Consider the following 19,790-nt stretch of genomic DNA (forward strand, 5'->3'; position numbering starts at 1 on the left):
TTACCGCCGCGGTGTCACGTCTGGGCGACCCGGCGGACGATGCCGAGCAGCGCCTCCTGCACGTCCTCGATGGGCCGGTCCGGCTGGAAGACCAGCCAGTCCACGGCGACCACGAGCCCGACGCCGAACAGCGCCGAGCTGGCGGTACGCACATCCAGGTCGGCGGGGAGGTCGCCGCTGGCCACCCCGGCGCGGACGGTCTCGGCGATCACCTCGATGGCCTCGCCGCGCAGCAGCCGCAGGGTCTGCTGCCACTCCCGGTTGGTGCGCCACATCTCGGAGAGCAGGAGCTGGGCGAAGGCCCGGTAGCGGCGGATGTACTCCAGCTCGGCGCGGACCAGCGCGGCGATCGCCTCGCGCGGCGGCAGCCCGGCGACGGCGGCCCGGAAGTCGGCGGTGAGCAGGCCGATGCCGTGCCGCAGCAGCTCCTCGAAGAGGACGGTCTTGGACTCGAAGTTGTAGTAGACGGTCCCCTTCGCCACCCCGGCCCGGGTCGCGATGTCGTCCACCGTGGTGGCCGAGAAGCCCTGCTCGGCGATGAGTTCCACCGCCGCCACGAAGAGGCGCTGCCGGGTGTCCTCCCGCCGGCGGGTCCGTCCGTCCGTCACCCGCCCATCCTCACATGGTCAGCTCGGGGTGCAGTTTGGCCGGGGTGAGCCGGCGGGACCGGCGCGCCGCGCCGACGGTGAGCGCCAGGGCGCCCAGGCCGAAGGCGAGCAGGACGAGCGCCCCGGTGACCACCGGCCCGGCCGGCCCTCCGTTGATCGTGTGCCGCAGGCCACCCACCACGTAGGTCATGGGCAGCCAGGGGTGGACGGCCTGGAAGAAGCCGGGCGAGGTCTGCACCGGGTAGGTGCCGCCGGAGGAGGTGAGCTGGAGCATGAGCAGGGCCAGCGCGGCGAGCCGGCCGGCCGGGCCGAGCGCCACGCCGAGCAGCTGCATGATCGCGGTGAACGCCAGCGAGGTGAGCGCGAGCAGCCCGAAGGTCGCCGGCCCGTGCCGCGGGTCGAGGCCCAGCGCCAGGGTGACCACGGTGTAGAGCACCGCGACCTGGGCCAGCCCGATCGCGGCGGCCGGCAGCCAGCCGGCGAGCACGACCCGCCAGCCGGGCGCGCCGGACATCACGTGCCGCCGGTTGACCGGCCGCAGCAGCATGTACGTGATCATCGCGCCGACCCAGAGCGCCAGGGCCAGGAAGTACGGGGCGAAGCCGACGCCGTACGAGCCGGCGGGGTGGTCGGAGTGGCGGATCAGCCCCACCGGGTCGCCGAGGATGTCGGAGCGGCTGCCCGCGTCGTCGTACCCGGGCAGCTTCCTCTCCCCGGCGGCGAGCCCGTCGGCGAGGTCCCCGGCACCACCCTCCAGCTTGGTCAGCCCGTCGGCGAGCCGGTTGCTGCCGCTGCTGAGCTGGGCCAGTCCGCCGTCGAGCTGCCGGGCGCCGGTGGCGAGCCGGTAGAGGCCGCCGCGGAGCTGGTCGGCGCCGTCCGCGGCGTCGCCGAGCCCGTCGCGCAGCTGCGCGCTGCCCTGGGCCAGGGTGGTGAGGCCGCCGGCCAACTGGTCGACCTTGGCCCGGGCGGTGGCCACGTCGTCGGCCAGGTGCGGCGCGGCGGCGGCCACCTCCCGGGCGGTCTGCGCGACCTCGGTCATCTGCTTCTTCAGCGCGGCGAGGTCGGTCCGGTCGAGTGCGGCGACCATGGCCCGGGCCGCGGTGACCGTCTGGTCGGCGGCCTTGCGGGCGGCGGCCAGGTTCGGGTCGTCGGCCAGTTCCGGGTGCTCCTGCACCAGCGCGTCGAGCCGGTCGCGCACCTTCTCCGCCTGGCCGACCACCTCGTCGGCCTTGGCCGGCAGCGCGTCGAGGCCGTCGGCGAGCGCCTGGGCGCCCTCGGCGACCAGGGTCGCGGCCCGCTGGATGTCGGCGGCGTTCTTCCGGAGCAGCGGCTCGTACCTGTCCGCCGCCGCGTCGACCTGCTTCGCGGCGGCGCGGGTCTCGGTGGCCGCGCGGTTGGCGCCGTCGGCGATCTGCGCGGCCCCGGTGTAGAGCTGGTCCAGGCCGGTGGCCAGCTTGGTCGCGCCCTGCACCGAGGTGTTCAGCCCGCCGGCGAGCTGCCCGGCGCCGTCCTCGGCGGTGCCCAGCCCGTCGGCGAGCTGGCCGGCGCCCTGCTGCGAGGTGTCGAGCCCGTCGTGAATCTTCCCGGCGCCGTCCGCGGCCCGGCCCGTCTCGGCCTTGGCGTCGGTGAATCCGATCAACATCTTGTCGAAGTACGACGCGGCCGTGCTCTCGGCCGCGGCGGCCCGGATCTCGCTGAATGCCGAGCGGGCGAGCAGGCCGGAGAGGTAGTTGGTGGCGTCGTCGTTGACCACCTTCAGCTCGCCCCGGCGGGCCGGCCGGTCCGGCTCGGGGCTGGCGGCCAGGGTGGCGGAGAAGTCCTCCGGGATCGAGAAGACCAGGTGGTAGCGGCCGTCGCGGAGCCCCTCGGTGGCGTCGTCCTGGTCGGTCACCGTCCAGCCGAAGACCTTCCGGTCGAGCAGTTCGTCGGTGAGGTCGCGGCCGGCGTGCACCTCGCTGCCGTCGCTGGCCTTCGCGGGCCGGTCGGCGTTGACCAGGGCGACCGGGATCCGGTCGAGGTTCCCATACGGGTCCCAGAAGGCGTAGAGGTAGAGGGCGCCGTAGAGCAGCGGGATGACGGTGAGGACGGCGAGCGCGGCGCGCGGCAGCCGGCCCCGGGTCATCCGGCGCAGCTCGAACAGCGCGAGTCGTACGACGCTCATGCGGTCACCTCGGGGGTCAGGGCCGGGCTGGGCAGGGTGGGGTCGCCGATCCGGTGCGCGATGGCGCTCACGCCCGGCTCGACGGCGCGGGCGCTGGCGACCACGGCGTACCCCTGGTCGGCGAGGCGGGTCAGGGCGGCCCAGATCCACGACCGCTCGGGCGCGTCGGCGCCGGCGTCCACGTCGTCGGCGACGATCAGGTTCGGGCCGCTCAGGCTGGCCAGCACGAGCCCGAGCACCTGCCGCTCGACGGGGGTGAGGTCGCGGCCGTACCGGTCGGGGTCGAGCGGGGCGTCGGTGAAGCCGGCGCCGGCGATCGCGGCGGCGAAGGCGTCGCGGCGGTAGGCCCGGCGGGCCCGCACGGCGGCGACCGGGACGAGCTGCCGGCGGCGGCGCGGCACCGGCCCGAGCAGCAGCAGCCGTTCCTGGATGTGCTCGGCGACGGTCAGCGTGGGATCGGGCTCGTGCACGCCGGCCACCTGCCCGAGCGCGGCGGGGCCCCGGCGGCGCAGCTCGCCGTGGGTGTGCGGGAAGTGCCCGGCCAGGGCGAGCAGGAGCGAGGTACGGCCGCTGCCCGGCGGGCCGGTGACCGCGTGCAGCTCGCCGGCCCCGGCCGTGAGGTCGATGTCGCGGTAGACCCAGCCCCGGCGGGTGCGCAGCCCGAGCCCGCTGGCCTCGACGATCTTCATCGCACCGCTTCCCGACTTCTAGACTGACTGGTCAGTACAAAAACATGCCCAGCATAGCGTCGGGTGTCCGGCTCGAGGCAAGGCGAAGCGGCGTGATCCCGGCCATGCCGGCCGGGCGGGTGATTTAGAACAGCACGGTGGCGAGCGTGCCGACCGGGCGGAAGCCGCAGCGCTCGTAGACCCGGCGGGCTGGCAGGTTGAAGTCGTTGACGTAGAGGCTGACCGTGGGAGCCACGCGCTCCAGCGCGTCCCGCACGACGGCCGCCATGGCCGCGGTCGCGATGCCCCGGCCACGCCACTCCGGCGCGACCCAGACCCCCTGCACCTGCGCGGTGCGCCGGGTGACAACGGCCAGCTCGGCCTTGAAGACCACCTTGCCGTCCACGAACCGGGCGTAGGCCCGGCCCGCGCGCACCAGGTCGCCGACCCGCCGCCGGTAGCCGCGCCCGCCGTCCTCGGCCAGCGGCGACACCCCGACCTCCTCGGTGTACATCGCCACCGCCGCCGGGAAGAGCCGGTCGACCTCACCGCCGCGCACCCGGCGCACGTCCGGGTCGGGCGCCACGGCGGGCAGGGCGTCCGTGGCCAGCAGGGGCTGGTTGGGGCGTACGTCCCGGGCCGGCCCCCAGTGCGCGGAGAGGCGGTCCCACAGCCCGAGCACCGCGTCGGCGCGGCCCACGATGGAGGAGCAGAGCCGCTCCTCGGCGCTCAGCTGGTCGGCGAAGGCCTCCACCGCCGACTCCGAGGCGAGCACCGGGGTGAGGTTGCCGCCGAGCCAGCAGATCGACTCCAGGTTGCGGCGCGAACCGTAGCCCAGGATGCGCCCCTCGGCCCGCCACCAGGCCAGCCCGCGCGCGGCCACCCGCTCGGCGACCTGCGCGCCGGCGTAGGGGTCGAGGTCGAGCAGCCGTTCCACGGCACGGCGCTCCGACTCCCCGAGTTGGCGTACCGGCACCGTGAGCACGGATACCAGCCTGCCAGATGCACCCCGGCCCGCGCGGGCCGACCTGGAGACGCCGGACGATCGGTGGTGAGTGGCGGCTCAGCCGACCGGAACGGGTTCCGGCTCCGGCACGGCGGGCCGGGTCCGGGCGGCCCAGCGCACCACCGGCGGCACCAGCAACCCGAGCACCAGGAACAGCCCGCCGAGCAGCAGCCAGCCCGGCACGCCCCAGCCGATCGCCAGCGTGGTCACCACCACCGGCGCGATCATCGAGCCGAGCTGCATGCCCATCCCGTACGCGCCCTGGTACTGGCCCTGCGCGTGCGCCGGCGCCAGCCCGAACGAGATGCCCCAGCCGGCCGCCGCGTGCCACAACTCCCCCACCACGTGCACCAGCGCGCCGCCGAGCAGCAGCGGCACGGCCACCGCGACCGGCACGCCGCCGCCGGCCGCGAAGAGCGCGCAGGCGACAGCGATGACCGCGCCGGCTCGGCGCGCCGCCCGACCGGCACCGGTGAGGTCCTCGGTGCCCCGGGAGGCGCGGACCTGGAAGAGCACCACCACCACGGTGTTGACCAGCAGGCAGGCGGAGATCAACCAGCGCGGCGCGCTGGTGTGCCCGGCGATCCAGAGCGGCAGGGCGATGTTGATGAGGCTGAAGTGCATCGACATGAGCCCGTCGAGCACCGTGAAGGCGAGGAACGGCCGGTCCCGCAGGGCGATCAGCCGCGGCCCGTGGGTGGGCGCCGGCACCGGCGGCACGGGCGGCAGCCGGAACAGCACCGCCGCGGCGACCAGGTAGGTGGCGCAGTCGAGCAGGATCAGCGACACGTACGCGGTCCGGGTGTCGGCGGCCAGGCCGAAGCCGGCCAGCACGGTGCCGACCGAGATGCCGACGTTGGTGACCGCGCGCAGGTAGGCGCGGGTGCGCACCCGCTGGTCCGGCGGCACCGCCCCGGCGATCAGCGCGCCGCGGGCGCCCCGGGTCGCCGAGTCGGCGACCGCCATGAGCACCCCGACCACGAGGAACCCCGCGAAGGAGCGGACGGCCACCAGGGCGGCCGTGAACCCGGCGGAGGCGAGCAGGGCGGTGATCTGGAGCCCGCGCGGGCCGAGCCGGTCGGCCAGGTAGCCCATCGGTGCGCTGGTCACGAGGCTCACCAGCGCCGTGATGGTGAGGCCGAGGCCGACCTGGGCCACCGAGAGGCCGACCGAGCGGGTGAGGAAGAGCGCGCTGGCGGTGAGCCAGGTGCCCCGGCCGACGGTGTTGATCAGGGTGGACAGGGCGAGGGTCCGGGACGGGCCCGGTTCGGGAAGCAGGCGCACGCCGACACCCTAGCAAGACGTACGTACGGTTTGCGGACCCGTCCCACATCTTGGCTTGTCGGCGATGCATTGCCGATATATCGTTGATGCATCAGTGATAGAGCGACAGAAGGAGAGCCCGATGGGTTTCCACCGACGGATGCACGCCATGCACCACGAGATGCGGATGCGGGGCTTCGGCTTCCCGCCCGTACCCCCGGGGCCGCCGCCGTTCCCGCCCGGACCGCACGGTCACGGCCACGGCCGGGGTGGACGGGGTCGCGGGCGCGGGCGCCGGCCCAACGTGCGCGGCGCCGTGCTGGCCCTGCTCACCGAGCGGCCCATGCACGGCTACGAGATGATCCAGGAGATCGACTCCCGGACCGGCGGGGCCTGGCGGCCCAGCCCCGGCTCGATCTACCCGACCCTGCAACTGCTGGAGGACGAGGGGGTCATCGCGGCCGCCGCCGACTCCGACGGCGGGCGCAAGCGGTTCGCCCTCACCGAGCAGGGGCAGGCCGAGGCCACCGAGGCGGCGCAGACCCCGCCCTGGGGCGAGTTCGCCGAGCAGACCGTGAACAGCTGGCACGACATCCGCGACGCCGGCGCGCAGGCCATGAACGCGCTGCGCCAGGTGATGATGACCGGCACCGACGACCAGCGGGCCCGCGCCGCCCAGGTGCTCGACGAGACCCGGCGCAAGCTGTACGCGATCCTCGCCGAGTCCGAGTGAGCCGCCGCTTCGCCGGCCGGGGTGGGCACGGGACCGCCACCCCGGCCGGCACCGCCGTCAGCCGCCCCGGCGGGCGGTGACCAGCAGGTACTCCCAGCGCATCACCCCGGCGTCGAGGTGGCGGCGGGCCAGGTCCGCGAGGTCGCCGTCCAGCGCGGCCACCCGCTCGGGGTCCTCGGCAACGGCCCGGTACACCGCGATCGTCGGCCCGTAGTGGGCCTTGAAGTAGTCGCGGAACTCCTCCGGGGTGGCGAACCGGTCCACGGTGACCACCGCGCGGCGCGGCACGAGATCGGTGACCCGGTCCCCGAGCAGGGCGCGGACGTGTTCCTCGTCGCCCCAGAGCGGGGGCGGCTGCGCGCCGGGCGGCGGCGGGGGCGCGTACGGCTTCATCGCGGCGAACATCTGCCCGATGAACCCCTCGGGCGTCCAACTGGCCAGGGCGATCGTGCCGCCCGGCCGGCAGACCCGCACCAGTTCGTCGGCGGCGGCCCGGTGCCGGGGCGCGAACATCACCCCCACACAGGACAGCACCCGGTCGAACTCCCCGTCGGCGTACGGGAGCGCCTCGGCGTCGGCCTCCTGCCACTCCAGCTCCGCGCCGCGCTCCGCGGCCAGTGCCCGCCCGATCTCCAGCAGCTCGGGGGTCAGGTCGCTGGCCACCACCCGGGCACCGGCCAGGGCCGCGGGGATGGCCGCGTTCCCGGTCCCGGCCGCGACGTCCAGCACCCGGTCGCCCGGGCCGACGCCCGCCACCCCCACCAGGGTCGTCCCCAGCTCGGGGATCACCTCCGCGGCGACCGCGGCGTAACTCCCGAGCGCCCACATCTGCCGGTGCCGGGCCTTCACGGCGCGGTCCACGTCCAGCTGTTCGATCATGACTGCTCCTCTGCGTCGTTCCTGGTCCGGACGCTAGGCAGCGGGCGGGCGACGCCCTAGTACGAGATGTGTACCGGTCCCGACAGGTTCCTGGCCCGGCCCGCCCCGGCCGCGTAGCGTGCCGCCCATGGGGGCCTCCTACCACCAGTTCTGCCCCGTCGCGAAGGCCATGGAGCTGCTCGACGAGCGGTGGACGCTGCTCGTCGTACGGGAGCTGGTGAGCGGCTCCGAGCGCTTCAACGAGCTGCGTCGCGGCCTGCCGCGGATGTCGCCCACCCTGCTGTCCCGCCGGCTGCACCAGCTGGTCCGGGCCGGCGTCGTCGAGCGGCACGTGGACGGCACCGACGTGCGCTACGTGCCGACCCGGGCCGGGCGCGAACTGCGGCCGGTGCTCGAGGCGCTGGGCGCGTGGGGGGTCCGCTGGATCGGCGAGCTGGGCGACGCCGACCTGGACCCGAAGCTGCTGCTCTGGGACATGCACCGGCACGTCGACCACAGTGCGGTCCCGGCCGGGCGGACCGTCGTCCGGTTCCGCTTCCACGACGTCACGGCCGACCTCCGGGACTGGTGGCTCGTCATCCGGACCGGCGAGACCGACGTCTGCGACGTGGACCCCGGCCACGAGGTGACCGTCACGGTGGACGCGAGCCTGCGCGCCCTGGTGCAGGTCTGGCTGGGCGACCTGGACTGGCCGGCGGCGCTGCGCGGCGGGGCGGTCACCGTGACCGGCCCGGAGGCGCTGCGCCGGGCCCTCCCCCGCTGGTTCACCCTCTCCGAGTTCGCCGCCGTGCCCCGGCCGGTGGCGCGGGCCTGAGACGGCGCGTGCGGCCGCCCCCGGGGTGGGAACGGCCGCACGTCGTCGGTGGATCGGCGCGTCAGTGCACGGTGACCGTGGCGCCGCCCGGCACCAGGCCGCGCAGCTCCTCGGGGATCTCGGCGCCCATCTCGTCGGCGATGCGCAGCGCCTCCTCGATCAGCGTCTCCACGATCTGGCTCTCGGGCACGGTCTTGACGACCTGGCCCTTGACGAAGATCTGGCCCTTGCCGTTGCCGGAGGCGACGCCGAGGTCGGCCTCGCGGGCCTCGCCCGGGCCGTTCACCACGCAGCCCATGACGGCCACGCGCAGCGGCACCGGCAGCCCCTCCAGACCGGCGGTGACCTCCTCGGCCAGCTTGTAGACGTCGACCTGAGCGCGGCCGCAGGACGGGCAGGAGACGATCTCCAGGCCCCGCTCGCGCAGGCCCAGCGACTCGAGGATCGCGGCGCCGACCTTGATCTCCTCGACCGGCGGGGCGGAGAGCGAGACGCGGATGGTGTCGCCGATCCCCTCGGCCAGCAGCGCGCCGAACGCCACGGCGGACTTGATGGTGCCCTGGAACGCCGGGCCGGCCTCGGTCACGCCCAGGTGCAGCGGGTAGTCGCACTTCTCGGCGAGCTGCCGGTAGGCCCGGATCATCACCACCGGGTCGTTGTGCTTCACCGAGATCTTGATGTCGCGGAAGCCGTGCTCCTCGAACAGCGAGCACTCCCAGAGCGCCGACTCGACCAGCGCCTCGGCGGTGGCCTTGCCGTACTTCGCCAGGAGGCGCTTGTCCAGCGAGCCGGCGTTCACGCCGATCCGGATCGGCACGCCCGCGTCGCCGGCCGCCTTCGCGATCTCCTTGACCTTGTCGTCGAACTGCCGGATGTTGCCGGGGTTCACCCGCACCGCGGCGCAGCCGGCGTCGATCGCCGCGAAGACGTACTTCGGCTGGAAGTGGATGTCGGCGATCACCGGGATCTGCGACTTCTTCGCGATCGCGGGCAACGCCTCGACGTCGTCCTGGGAGGGCACGGCCACCCGGACGATCTGGCACCCGGACGCGGTCAGCTCGGCGATCTGCTGGAGCGTCGCGTTCACGTCGGCGGTCAGGGTGGTGGTCATGGACTGCACCGAGACCGGCGCGCCCCCACCGACCGGCACCGAGCCGACCATGATCTGGCGGCTGGCCCGGCGCGGGGCGAGCGGCGGCGGCGGTACGGGGGGCATACCGAGACTGACAGCGGTCACTTCAGGCACTCACCTTGAGAAGAGCGTGATCGGGTTGACGACGTCCGCGGTGACGGTCAGCAGCGTGAACGCGCCACCGATCAGGATCACCGCGTACGTGATGGGCATGAGCTTGAGGTAGTCGACGCGGCCGGGATCGGCCCGGCCGATCCGGGCGTAGAGCCAGGAGCGGGCCCGCTCGAACCAGGCGATGGCGATGTGGCCGCCGTCCAGCGGGAGCAGCGGCAGCAGGTTGAACACGCCGATGAAGAAGTTCAGCGAGACGAAGAGCATGAAGAACACCAGCCAGGCGTTGTTCTCCACGGCCTCGCCACCGAGCCGGCTGGCGCCGACCACGCTGATCGGGGTGTCCACGTCACGCTCGCCGCCGGTGACCGCGGTCCACAGGGCGGGGACCTTCTGCGGGATCCGCTGCATGGCGTGCAGGGTCTGCACCGCCATGTTGCCGGTGAAGTCGGCGGTCGCGCCGAACGCGGCGGCCGGACCGTACTGGACCCGGGTGGGCGTGGTCGGCTGGAGCGCGACGCCGAGGGCGGAGACCGCCGAGGTGGCGCCCTTGGGGTCGCCGAGCGGGGGGCGCTGCACGGCGGCCAGGTCGACGGTGGCGGTGGCCGGCTTGCCGTCGCGCACGTAGTCGACGGTGGCCGCGCCGGGCGGGGTGGCCCGGACGACGTCCAGCATGTCGCCCCAGGTGGAGACCGGCTTGCCGTTGACCGCGGTGATCCGGTCGCCGTCCTGGAGCTGGGCCTTCCCGGCCGGGCTGGCCGGGTCGCCGGCCTGGCAGGCGCGGGCGGCGTTCTCCACCACGACGCACGGGGCCAGGGCGATCACGGCGGGCTCGGCCTTGAAGCCGTCCTCGGTGTTCGGGAAGTTCGGGTTGGGCAGGCCGGCGGAGACCGCGATGATCCAGAGGGTCACCAGGGCCAGGGCGAAATGGGTGATGGAGCCGGCGGACATCACGATCGTCCGCTTCCACACCGGGTAGCGCCACATGGCGCGCTTCTCGTCCCCCGGTTCGACGTCGTCGTCCTGCGGGGTCATTCCGACGATCTTGCAGAAGCCGCCGAGCGGGATGCCCTTGACGCCGTACTCGGTCTCGCCCCGCTTGAACGACCAGAGCGTCGGCCCGAAGCCGACGAAGTAGCGGGTGACCTTCATCCCGAACGCCTTGGCGGTGAGCATGTGCCCCGCCTCGTGAAGGCTCACCGAGATGAGGATCGCCAGGGCGAAGAGCACCACCCCGAGCAGGTAAACCATCAGGCTCCTTCCAGCGACCCGGCGATGATCGCCTGGGCGTGCCCCCGTGCCCACGACTCGGCGGCGAGCACGTCCTCGACGGTACCTGGTTCGTCGAAGTCCGGAGCGTCCTCCAACACCCGTTCCAGGGTGTCGACGATGCCCAGGAAGGGCAGCCGCCCGGCCACGAACGCGGCCACGCACTCCTCGTTCGCCGCGTTGTAGATCGCCGGCCGGCAGCGCCCGGCCGCACCGGCCCCCTTGGCGAGCGCGACGGCCGGGAAGGCGGCGTCGTCGAGCGGGAAGAACTCCCAGCTGTGGGCCTTCGTCCAGTCGACCGCGGCGGCGGCACCGGGCACCCGGTCCGGCCAGCCGAGGCCGAGCGCGATGGGCAGCCGCATGTCCGGCGGGCTGGCCTGGGCGAGCGTGGAGCCGTCGGTGAACTCGACCATCGAGTGGATCACCGACTGCGGGTGGACCATCACCTCGATGTCGGCGTAGGGCACGTCGAACAGCTCGTGCGCCTCGATCACCTCCAGGGCCTTGTTGACCATGGTGGCGGAGTTGATCGTCACGACCGGCCCCATGTTCCACGTCGGGTGCGCCAGCGCCTGCTCCGGCGTGACCTCGGTCAACTCGTCACGCCGCCGGCCCCGGAACGGCCCGCCGCTGGCGGTCACCACGAGCCGGCGCACCTCGCCCCGGGTGCCGCCACGCAGGCACTGCGCCAGCGCCGAGTGCTCCGAGTCGACCGGGACGATCTGCCCCGGCCGCGTCACCGCGGCCCTGACCAGCGGGCCGCCGGCCACCAGCGACTCCTTGTTGGCGAGCGCGAGGGTACGCCCGGCGCGCAGCGCCGCCAGCGTCGGCGCGAGCCCCAGCGACCCGACCACCCCGTTGAGCACCACGTCGCAGGGCCACCCGGCCAGCTCGGTCATGGCGTCCGGCCCGGCCACGATCTTGGGCAGCCGGAAGTCGCCGGTGGCCCAGCCGCGCCGGCTCGCCTCGGCGTAGAACGCCAGCTGGAGATCCTGGGCGGCCGACGCCCGGGCCACCCCGACCGCCTCCACGCCCAGCTCCAGGGCCTGCGCGGCGAGCAGTTCCACGTTGCCGCCGCCGGCGCCGAGGGCCACCACCCGGAACCGGTCCGGGTTGCGCCGGACGATGTCGATGGCCTGGGTGCCGACCGATCCGGTCGAGCCGAGCAGGACGAGGGCGCGGGGAGACGTCACGCGCCCATTCTTCCCCAGCCCTCCTGAACGCCCACTGGGAGCCTCACTCCCCCGCGCCCGACGCCTCCGCCGATGCCTCCTCGGGCGCCTCCTCGTCGAGCAGGTCGGCCGGGTCGACGCTGAACTCGAACGGCTGCCACATGACGAAGGTGGCGCCGGCCGCGGCCGCGGCGAGCGGACGGTATTCACCCTCGACCAGCTCGTAGAGTGCCAGTGCCGGCACCCGGTTGCGCAGGTCCACCCGGAGGAAGAACGGCACCTCGGCAGCCGCGTACTCCCTCGGCCGGTCGAACAGCCCGGCCGGCGCGATCTCCCCGAGCAGGACGGCCGTCGCGATGTCCACCGCCCGCCGGCCGCCTCCGGAACTTCGCAGCACGACGAGGTCGGGGATGAACAGGTCGTCCCCGGACACCACGTTGACCGACGGGTACGCCCACCAACCGGCGGCTCTCGCCGCCGTCCTGATCCGGTGCCCCAGCTCCATCTGCACGCCGCGCCGGTCGATGGAGCCGCCTGGCGTGACGACGACGCAACCCCTGAGGACCTCGATCCTCGGCCCGTTGGTCTCCGGCAGCAGCTTCAGCGCGTCGCCGGCGGTCCAGGCCTGATCCCGGATGCCCAGCAGCTCCAAGGAGGCGGCCGCCCGCCCGTGGTCAGACCAGGTCGAGAAGCCGGAGGCCCTCATGGTGCGCGTAGTCCTTGCCGTTGAAGGTGGCCAGCGGCAGCTGGTGCACCAGGCAGCAGGCCGCGATCCAGGAATCGTTGACCGGCCTCGGTCGTCCCCGCAGCTGCGGTGGCCTGGAGCTGGCCCCAGGCGATCGCGACAGATTCGTCGAAGGGCAACAGAACGACGTGCCGCCGCCACTGGGCGAGGTCCGCCAGCTTCCGCGGCCCCCAGCTGCGCACCACGGTCCACTTGGTCAGTTCGCCGAGGGTCACGAAGGTGATGCAGAGGGTCCGACCGGTGAGCCGGGCTCGCAGCCGCTCATCGACCCGCCCGCGCAGGATCGCCGAGGCGACGTCGGTGTCCAGGACGACCAGGCTCACGCAGCACCCTCGTGCCGGGAGGTGTGCAGGTCGGCGAGGAAGCGATCCAGTTCCTCGTCCGTCTCGAACAACTCCGGCCGGGCCAGATCGTCCAGGCTGGTGACCGGCTGAACACCCTGGCGCCGGGCGAGCTCATCCGCCGGCACGTGGGCCGCGCCAGGCTCGTCCGGGTCCCGCTGCGCGTCGGTCGACATGACGGGGCTCACCTTCTCCACCCTCACGGAAGCCTCCATTCTCCCACCCGACGGCCGCCACCGGCCGGCTCGCACTGAAAGCTCGCACATCGGAAGGGCCACGCCTCGCACATTGGGTGCGCCACGAACGGCGTCGGTGGTCGCGGCGGGAGATCTTGGAGACTTTCCGTTCGTGGCGAACGGCAGGTCGCCAAGATTCGGCACGCCCTACCGGGCGGGGGCGAGGCGGCGGGCGGCCTCCTCCGCCGGCCGGCCGAGCAGGCCCCGGGCGTGCAGGAAGGCGAGCAGCTCGTCGCGTTGCTCCGCGTCCAGCCCGTCGACCCGGGCGGGGAGCACCTGGTACCGGCCGATCCGGAAGATCAGGTGGTGCGGAACGGCCTCGACCCGTTCCACGGCGGGCCAGCGGACCAGGCAGTCCACCAGTTCGCCGTCGTAGCGCACCCCCTCCTCGCCGACGGACCAGACGATGGGACGGCCGTAGAGCTTCCAGTTGATGCTGACCGTCCGGTGGCCGGCCCACCAGGCGACCAGCGCGAGCGCGACGGTGCCGGCACTCGCGATCACCACCCCGGCGGTGTCACCCCCGGCCCAGGCCAGGAGGGCCAGCAGCGCCGTCACGCCGGCGCAGAGCCAGTACACGCGGAGGGTCCGGCGGAAGGCCCGGCGCAGCGCGACGCCGAACAGCTTCCGGTCCGGCTGCGCCGTGAAGGTGATCAACACGAGCGGAGACGATACGGCCGGCGCCGCCGGACGGCTACGCCGGGCGGGCCAGGACGAAGGTTTCCAGTTCGGCGCCGCCGTACCAGTCGGTGCGGGTGCCCAGGTGGGTCATGCCGAGGCGGCGGGCCACCGCCATCGACGGCTCGTTGCCGGCCATCACCACCGCGTAGACCTGCCGGGTGCCGGTGGCGAACTCGCGTTCCAGCACGGCCCGGGCCGCCTCGGTGGCGTAGCCGTGTCCCTGGGCGTCGGGGTGCAGGTGCCAGCCGACCTCGATGTCGTCGGTGGGCGTGACCCCGTCGCGCCCGGGCAGCGGCTTGAGCAGGACGCTGCCGACGGCCGGGCCGGCCCCGCGCGGCTCGATGGCCCAGAGGCCCCAGCGGCCGGCGTACGGGGCGTAGCGCTCGCGCCAGGCGTGCACCCGCTCGCGCGCCTCGGCCGGGTCGGTCATCCGCCCGGCGCCGCCGCCCAGCCAGCGCATCACCTCGTCCCGGGAGTAGATGTCGTAGATCCGGGCCAGGTCGTCGGGCGACTCCGTCCAGTCCCGGACCACCAGCCGCTCGGTCGAGGTGATCACATGCCGGATCGTAATGCGTGCCGGGCCGCCCCACGGGGAACGAGGTGGCGATGGGCGAGCGGTGGCAGGCGGCGAAGCGGATCACCGGCACGGCGTTCCGGCCGGTACGCGGGCGGGACCTCTCGCTGCACGCCGCCGCGATCACGTTCTACGGTGCGATCGCCGTGGTGCCGGTGGCGCTGCTGGCGATCTGGCTCACCGGGCTTCTGGCCGGGGACGGCCGGGTGCGCCGGCTCACCGCGTACGCCATCGACACCCTGCCCACCGACATCGGCGCCGACCGGGCGGTGGCCGCGCTGGTGGAGGCCGGGTTGGGGCTGACCCCGCTGCTGGCGCTGGCCTCGCTCCTGCCGGCGTCGCTCTACGGCGAAGGGCTGCGCCGGGCGTTCGTCTCGGTCGCCACCCCGCCGGGCCAGGCCGGGGCCCTGGTCGGCTGGCGGGGGCGGCTGCTGCTGCTCCCGCTGCTCGCCCCGGCCCCGGCGTTGCTGCTGGCGGTGCTCATGGCGCTGCCCCTCACCACCCACCTGGTCAAGCAGGGCGGCTGGCTCGGCGCGCTCGGCGTGGTGCTCTCCTTCCTGGCCACCTGGCTGGTGCTCACCCCGGTGCTGGTGTGGGTGTTCCGGGTGGTCGGGCCGGCCGCACCGGACTGGCTGGCCACGGTGGGCCTCGGCTCGTTCACGGCGGCGAACCTGTCCGGCTTCCTGCACGGCTTCGTGCTGTTCTGTTCACTGCCGCTGGACCTTGGGGCGCCGTTCGGCGGGTTCGACGAGATCGGCGGCGGGGTCGCGGTGCTGCTGTGGCTCTACCTGTTCCACGTGATCGTGCTGGCCGGCTACTCGGCCACCCTGGCGCTGTCCCGCTGGCGGGCCACCCGGGCAGCGGCCCGCGCCTGATCCCCGGTGCCGGTCTCCCGGAGGCCGTAGCGGCGGTGAACACGGGCCAGCGGGCCGGGCGCCCACCAGTTCCAGCGGCCGAGCAGGCGCATGGTGGCCGGCACGAGCAGGGCGCGGACCAGGGTCGCGTCGACCACGATGCCGACGATCATGCCGACCCCGATGAGCTTGATGTAGGACATGCCGCCGGTGGTGAAGCCCGCCACCACGATGATCAGCAGCAGCGCCGCGGCCGTGATGATCCGGCCGGTGTGCTGGAGGCCGGCGGCCACGGCGCCGGTGTTGTCCCCGGTCCGGTCCCACTCCTCGCGGACGCGGCTGAGCAGGAACACCTCGTAGTCGGTGGCCAGCCCGAAGAGCACGGCGAGCATGAGGATGGGGTTGCTCGGCTCGATGAACCCGGTCGGGGTGAAGCCGAGCGGGCCGGCGAGGTGACCGTCCTGGAAGATCCAGACCATGACGCCGAACGAGGCGCCGATCGAGACCAGGTTCATGAGCACCGCCTTGACCGGCAGCACCACCGAGCCGAAGGCGAGGAAGAGCAGCAGCAGGGTGGCGCCGGCCATCAGCAGGGCCATCCACGGCAGCCGGTCGCCGAGGCTGTCCAGCAGGTCCCGGTCGGCGCCGGGCCGCCCGCCGACCAGCACCTCGCCGCCGGACGGCGCGGGCAGGGCGCGCAGGTCGCGGACCACCCGCTGGGCGACGTCGCCGGTCGGCTCCCCGGGGTAGCTCACCGACAGCAGCGTGCTCTCCGCGCGCTGGGCGGTCACCTGCACGCCGGTCACGCCGGGCACCGCGGCGATCCGGTCGGCGAGCCCGCGCGCCGCGTACGCCGGGGCGCCCGAGACCAGCACGTCGATCGGGGCGACCTGGCCGCCGGGGAACTCACCGGCGATCCGCTCGGCGACGACCCGGGGTGCGGCGTCCGCGGGCAGCACCCGCTCGTCGAAGCCGCCGAAGGTGATCCGCAGGAACGGCGTGGCCAGCACGGCGAGCAGCACCGCGACCCCGACCAGGTAGCGCACCGGCCGGCGCATCACGCTGCGCGCGATCCGGGCCCAGGCGCCGCCCGCCCCGGCCGCCGCCGGCCCCGCGCCCGTCGCCCGCCGCCGCCACGGCAGGGGTACGCGCACCGCGTCGATCCGGTGGCCGAGCACCGCGAGCAGGGCCGGCAGCACGGTGAGCGCGGCCAGCATGGCGACCAGCACCGCGGCCACCCCGCCGAGCCCCATCGAGCGCAGGAACGCCTGCGGGAAGATCAGCAGGCTGGCCAGGGCGAGCGCCACGGTGAGGCCGGAGACCAGCACGGTGCGGCCGGCGGTGGCCATGGTGCGGCGGATCGCCGTGGCGGTGTCGTGGCCGGCGCCGAGTTCCTCGCGGAAGCGGCTGACCACGAAGAGGGCGTAGTCGACGGCCATGCCGAGGCCGATCAGCGTGATGACGTTGATCGCGAAGATCGACACGTCGGTGACCAGGTTGACCAGGCGGACGGCCACGAAGGCGCCCAGGATGGCCAGCCCGCCGATGAGCAGCGGCGTGGTGGCGGCGACCAGCCCGCCGAAGATCAGCACGAGCAGCACGAGCAGCACCGGCATGGAGAGCGTCTCGGCGCGGGTGATGTCCTCGGTGGTCTGGGTGGTGGCGAAGTGCTGGAAGGCGACCGTGCCGCCGACCTCGGTGCGCAGGCCCGGCGCGTCCAGGGCCGGCCGCAGCGCCTCGAACTGCGCCGCCCGCGCGTCGTCGTCGGCGCCGGCCAGCCGGATCAGCGCGTACGTGGCCCGGCGGTCGGTGGCGACCAGGGCCGGGGCGGGGCTGTCGTACCAGGTGGTCACGCCGGTCACCGCGGGGCGGCCGCGCAGCCCGGCGACCGTGCGGGTGACCGGCTCGCGGAAGGCCGGCTGGTCGACGGTCGCCGTGTCGCTGGACCAGAGCACGATCACGTCGGCGCCCTGCCGGCCCAGCTCGGCGGTGATCCGTTGCGCGGTGCGGCTGGACTCGCTGGCCGGGTCGTCGAAACCGCCGCCGGTCAACTCGCCGAAGACGCCGGCGCCCCAGGTCGCGCCGAGCACCACGAGTGCCGCCGCGGCAGCCAGCACCGCCCAACGGGCCCGTACGACCACGCGCCCCCACCAGGCGAACATCGCCACGCCCCCTCACCGACCGTCGCGGCCGTAGCCGGTAATTCTCGCGCAGGAGAGTGAACGGCGTTCGCGGCAGGTCGGCTCCGCCGACCCCTCCCCGGACCGGGCCTCGCGCCACTAGGCTGCCCGGGCATGAGCGATGCGAGTGAGCTGCCGTCCCGCGCCGACGTCGTCGTGGTCGGCTCCGGGCACAACGGTCTGGTCTCGGCGATCCTGCTGGCCCGCGCCGGCCTCGACGTGCTGGTGCTGGAGGCGGCCGAGGTGATCGGCGGCGCGACCCGCACCGAGAACCCGTTCCCCAAGGTGCCCGAGCTGCGGCACTCCACCGGGTCGTACCTGCTCGGGCTGATGCCGCCGGAGCTGCTCGCCACCCTCGACGTGACGATCCCGGTGCTGCGCCGCGACCCGCACTACTTCCTGCCGACCCCGGGTGGGCTCGGCTCCCCGTACCTGCTCTTCGGCAGCGACGCCGCGTCGTCCCGGCGGCAGGTGGCGGAGATGTTCTCCCCCGCGGACGCGGCCGCCGACGACGCGCTCCAGGCGGAGCTGGCCCAGCTCCGGGAGGACCTGGCGCCGGCCTGGTTGACCGAGCCGCTGCCGGTGGAGGAGACCGCCGAGCGGTACGTCCGGCCCGCCCTCCGGCAGGTCTTCGTCGACCTGGTCCGCGGTTCGGTCGCCGACTACCTGGCCCGCTTCGACTTCCGCTCCGAGCTGCTGGTCAGCATGTACGCGGTGACCGACGGCCTATCCGGCCTGAACGCCGGCCCGGACGACCCGGGCACCGGGCACAACTTCCTCGTGCACAACATGTGCCGCCTGCCCGGCTCGGGCGGCACCTGGATGATCGCCCAGGGCGGCATGGGCACGGTCTCCCGGACCTTCGCCGACGCCGCCCGCGCGGCCGGCGCCCGCATCGTGACCGGCGCGCCGGTCACCGGCGTCACCCTCGACGGCGGCGCGGCGAGCGGGGTGGTGCTCGCCGACGGACGGGAGGTGGCCGCCTCCGTGGTGCTCGGGGCGTGCGACCCGTACCGGCTCATGGACCTGCTGCCCGACGGCGCGCTCCCGGCGGAGCTGGGCGCGCGGATGGCGGCGGTCCGCCGGCCCGGCACCACGCTCAAGCTCAACCTGGCGCTCACCGGCCTGCCCCGGTTCTCCTGCCTGCCGGCGGACGCGCCGAGCCCGTTCGGCTCCACCATCCACCTGCTCCCGGGCTCGGCCTCGCTGGTCGGCGCCGGCGGCGAGCCGCCGATGGCCGCGCTGCGCGCCATGTGGGCGGACGTCCAGGCCGGGCGGCTGCCCGAGGAGCCGACCATCGAGTGGTACCTGCACACGACCGTCGACCCGTCCCTCTCCGACGGCGCCGGGCACCACTCGTCGGCGCTGTTCGTCCAGTCGGTCCCCTACGAGCTGGCCGGCACCACCTGGGACGCCGCGCTGCCCGGCTACGTCGACCGGCTCGTCGAGATCTGCGAGCGGTACGCCCCGGGCACCGCCGACCTGATCGCGGACGCGGTGCCGCTGCCCCCGCCGGGGATCGAGGCGCACTTCGGCATCACCGGCGGCCACATCCACCACGTCGACAACACCGTTTCGTTCACCGACCGGATGCCCTACGCCACGGGGATCGACGGTGTCTACGCGGGCAGCGCCGGCTGCCACCCGGCCGGCAGCGTGATCGGCGCGGCCGGGCACAACGCCGCCCAGCGCATCCTCAACGACCTCGGTCGGTGACCGCACCGCCGGCCTCGGCGGAGCGGGGCAGGTCGCCGGGCCGGCGGATGAGGGAGAGGCCGACGAGCAGCAGCAGGTAGAGGAGCAGGCTGAGGACCGGGTCGACGAAGACGAAGGCGAAGGCGATCGTGTAGAGCAGCGGGCGGATCACCAGCCGCCGCGAGACCGCCCGGGCCAGTTGCGGGTCCAGGTCGGGGTGGAGCAGCCGGTGCCGGCGGGCCCACCACCAGCTCAGGTTGAAGAAGAGCGACTCGCCCAGCACGGTGCCCAGGTAGAGGGCGGCGGTCAGCCGCTGCTCGGTCGCGCTGCCGCGCAGGTTGTCCGACAGCAGGTCGGCGGTGAACGGGATCGCCGCCACGAAGAGCAGCACGAGCAGGTTGAACATGAGCAGCACCTGGTCGACCCGCACCACGTACCGCCACATGTTGTGGTGGCCGAGCCAGATCTGGCCGGCGATCCCGAAGGTGATCACGTAGGCCAGGTAGGTCGGCCAGGCCTGGACGAGGGCGTCGGGGAGTTCCCGCCCGGGATCCCGGGCCGGGCCGTTCTGCAGCAGTTCGACGGCCATCACCGTCAGCACGACGGCGAAGACGCCGTCGCTGAACGTCTCCACCCGGGAGGCGTCCCGGGTCATCTCCCGGTCGCGC

20 protein-coding genes are annotated in these 19,790 nt (G+C 74.1%); 4 read left to right on the forward strand and 16 right to left on the reverse strand.

The window, feature by feature from the left end; genetic code table 11:
• Window positions 1-14: 14 nt before the first annotated feature.
• From GA0070214_RS24565 to GA0070214_RS24585, 5 genes are all read right to left on the reverse strand, one after another.
• Window positions 15-608 carry a TetR/AcrR family transcriptional regulator gene (locus GA0070214_RS24565; RefSeq protein ID WP_091268615.1) on the reverse strand — a complete coding sequence of 198 codons (594 nt, stop codon included), beginning with the start codon at window positions 606-608 and terminating at the stop codon, window positions 15-17.
• Between the two features lie 10 nt (window positions 609-618).
• A complete protein-coding gene (locus tag GA0070214_RS24570; protein WP_091268617.1) occupies window positions 619-2,769 on the reverse strand; it encodes a YhgE/Pip family protein in 2,151 nt (716 codons plus the stop codon).
• Complete coding sequence (locus tag GA0070214_RS24575) at window positions 2,766-3,458, reverse strand: ATP-binding cassette domain-containing protein (protein WP_091268618.1); 693 nt, start codon at window positions 3,456-3,458, stop codon at window positions 2,766-2,768. The genes GA0070214_RS24570 and GA0070214_RS24575 overlap by 4 nt, the downstream gene beginning before the upstream one ends.
• Window positions 3,459-3,582: 124 nt before the next feature.
• Window positions 3,583-4,422, reverse strand: coding sequence for a GNAT family N-acetyltransferase (locus GA0070214_RS24580; RefSeq protein ID WP_091268619.1), 840 nt, complete (start codon window positions 4,420-4,422; stop codon window positions 3,583-3,585).
• A gap of 78 nt (window positions 4,423-4,500) precedes the next feature.
• A complete protein-coding gene (locus tag GA0070214_RS24585; protein ID WP_091268620.1) occupies window positions 4,501-5,727 on the reverse strand; it encodes an MFS transporter in 1,227 nt (408 codons plus the stop codon).
• Window positions 5,728-5,848: 121 nt separating this feature from the next.
• Between GA0070214_RS24585 and GA0070214_RS24590 the strand changes: the two genes are divergently transcribed.
• A complete protein-coding gene (locus GA0070214_RS24590; RefSeq protein ID WP_091268622.1) occupies window positions 5,849-6,439 on the forward strand; it encodes a PadR family transcriptional regulator in 591 nt (196 codons plus the stop codon).
• 57 nt (window positions 6,440-6,496) lie between these two features.
• Here the strand turns inward: GA0070214_RS24590 and GA0070214_RS24595 are convergent, their stop codons facing one another.
• Complete coding sequence (locus tag GA0070214_RS24595) at window positions 6,497-7,318, reverse strand: class I SAM-dependent methyltransferase (RefSeq protein ID WP_091268624.1); 822 nt, start codon at window positions 7,316-7,318, stop codon at window positions 6,497-6,499.
• 127 nt (window positions 7,319-7,445) lie between these two features.
• On the opposite strand from GA0070214_RS24595, the gene GA0070214_RS24600 reads away from it, so the two are divergent.
• Window positions 7,446-8,132, forward strand: a complete 687-nt coding sequence (locus GA0070214_RS24600; RefSeq protein ID WP_091268626.1) for a winged helix-turn-helix transcriptional regulator — start codon at window positions 7,446-7,448, stop codon at window positions 8,130-8,132.
• 61 nt (window positions 8,133-8,193) lie between these two features.
• On the opposite strand, the gene ispG is transcribed toward GA0070214_RS24600, so the two are convergent.
• From ispG to GA0070214_RS24640, 8 genes are all read right to left on the reverse strand, one after another.
• Window positions 8,194-9,369 carry a flavodoxin-dependent (E)-4-hydroxy-3-methylbut-2-enyl-diphosphate synthase gene (ispG, locus tag GA0070214_RS24605; RefSeq protein ID WP_091268633.1) on the reverse strand — a complete coding sequence of 392 codons (1,176 nt, stop codon included), beginning with the start codon at window positions 9,367-9,369 and terminating at the stop codon, window positions 8,194-8,196.
• A 9-nt stretch (window positions 9,370-9,378) separates the two neighbouring features.
• A complete protein-coding gene (locus tag GA0070214_RS24610; RefSeq protein WP_091268635.1) occupies window positions 9,379-10,626 on the reverse strand; it encodes a M50 family metallopeptidase in 1,248 nt (415 codons plus the stop codon).
• Window positions 10,626-11,837: a 1-deoxy-D-xylulose-5-phosphate reductoisomerase gene (gene dxr / locus GA0070214_RS24615; protein WP_091268640.1), complete on the reverse strand. Its 1,212-nt coding sequence runs from the start codon at window positions 11,835-11,837 to the stop codon at window positions 10,626-10,628. Before dxr ends, GA0070214_RS24610 begins: the two co-directional genes overlap by 1 nt.
• Before the next feature lie 43 nt (window positions 11,838-11,880).
• Window positions 11,881-12,522, reverse strand: coding sequence for a Uma2 family endonuclease (locus GA0070214_RS24620; protein WP_091268642.1), 642 nt, complete (start codon window positions 12,520-12,522; stop codon window positions 11,881-11,883).
• Complete coding sequence (locus tag GA0070214_RS24625) at window positions 12,519-12,884, reverse strand: PIN domain-containing protein (RefSeq protein ID WP_244167839.1); 366 nt, start codon at window positions 12,882-12,884, stop codon at window positions 12,519-12,521. Before GA0070214_RS24625 ends, GA0070214_RS24620 begins: the two co-directional genes overlap by 4 nt.
• The gene (locus GA0070214_RS24630; RefSeq protein ID WP_091269019.1) at window positions 12,881-13,078 is read right to left on the reverse strand and encodes a hypothetical protein; all 198 of its coding nucleotides are present in this window, start codon (window positions 13,076-13,078) and stop codon (window positions 12,881-12,883) included. Before GA0070214_RS24630 ends, GA0070214_RS24625 begins: the two co-directional genes overlap by 4 nt.
• 207 nt (window positions 13,079-13,285) lie before the next feature.
• The gene (locus tag GA0070214_RS24635) at window positions 13,286-13,798 is read right to left on the reverse strand and encodes a YcxB family protein (protein ID WP_091268644.1); all 513 of its coding nucleotides are present in this window, start codon (window positions 13,796-13,798) and stop codon (window positions 13,286-13,288) included.
• Window positions 13,799-13,832: 34 nt separating this feature from the next.
• Window positions 13,833-14,375 carry a GNAT family N-acetyltransferase gene (locus GA0070214_RS24640; protein ID WP_091268646.1) on the reverse strand — a complete coding sequence of 181 codons (543 nt, stop codon included), beginning with the start codon at window positions 14,373-14,375 and terminating at the stop codon, window positions 13,833-13,835.
• Window positions 14,376-14,425: 50 nt separating this feature from the next.
• Here GA0070214_RS24640 and GA0070214_RS24645 point away from each other — a divergent pair, with 50 nt between their 5' ends.
• Window positions 14,426-15,268 (forward strand): YhjD/YihY/BrkB family envelope integrity protein, encoded by an 843-nt coding sequence (locus GA0070214_RS24645; RefSeq protein WP_091268647.1) that lies wholly within the window; start codon window positions 14,426-14,428, stop codon window positions 15,266-15,268.
• On the opposite strand, the gene GA0070214_RS24650 is transcribed toward GA0070214_RS24645, so the two are convergent.
• Window positions 15,208-17,409 carry an MMPL family transporter gene (locus tag GA0070214_RS24650; protein WP_091269021.1) on the reverse strand — a complete coding sequence of 734 codons (2,202 nt, stop codon included), beginning with the start codon at window positions 17,407-17,409 and terminating at the stop codon, window positions 15,208-15,210. The two genes, GA0070214_RS24645 and GA0070214_RS24650, sit on opposite strands and share 61 nt — an antisense overlap.
• A 132-nt stretch (window positions 17,410-17,541) precedes the next feature.
• Between GA0070214_RS24650 and GA0070214_RS24655 the strand changes: the two genes are divergently transcribed.
• A complete protein-coding gene (locus GA0070214_RS24655) occupies window positions 17,542-19,143 on the forward strand; it encodes a phytoene desaturase family protein (protein WP_091268649.1) in 1,602 nt (533 codons plus the stop codon).
• Here the strand turns inward: GA0070214_RS24655 and GA0070214_RS24660 are convergent.
• Entirely contained in the window at window positions 19,124-19,777 is a 654-nt protein-coding gene (locus GA0070214_RS24660; protein WP_091268651.1) for a TMEM175 family protein, read from the reverse strand. The two genes, GA0070214_RS24655 and GA0070214_RS24660, sit on opposite strands and share 20 nt — an antisense overlap.
• Window positions 19,778-19,790: the final 13 nt, after the last annotated feature.

This window comes from Micromonospora chaiyaphumensis, assembly GCF_900091435.1.
Classification (GTDB): domain Bacteria; phylum Actinomycetota; class Actinomycetes; order Mycobacteriales; family Micromonosporaceae; genus Micromonospora; species Micromonospora chaiyaphumensis.